Annotated in this window: 1 rRNA gene; it reads right to left on the bottom strand. The window is 49.4% G+C overall.

Annotated features, from left to right (window positions below):
* Window positions 1–265 (bottom strand): 23S ribosomal RNA (locus J0A66_RS23275); the annotation flags it as partial.

Here is a 265-nt window from a genome sequence, read left to right as displayed (position 1 = left end):
GGTTTCGGGTCTATACCTTGCAACTAAGCGCCCAGTTAAGACTCGCTTTCGCTACGGCTCCCCTATGCGGTTAACCTCGCTACAAAATATAAGTCGCTGACCCATTATACAAAAGGTACGCAGTCACCCAACAAGTGGGCTCCCACTGCTTGTACGTATACGGTTTCAGGTTCTATTTCACTCCCCTCACAGGGGTTCTTTTCGCCTTTCCCTCACGGTACTGGTTCACTATCGGTCAGTTAGGAGTATTTAGCCTTGGAGGATG

Source organism: Bowmanella dokdonensis, assembly GCF_017254865.1.
GTDB classification, from domain to species: Bacteria; Pseudomonadota; Gammaproteobacteria; order Enterobacterales; family Alteromonadaceae; genus Bowmanella; species Bowmanella dokdonensis.
Note: the sequence above shows the minus strand (reverse complement) of the source record. Positions and strands in the feature narration are given on the sequence as shown.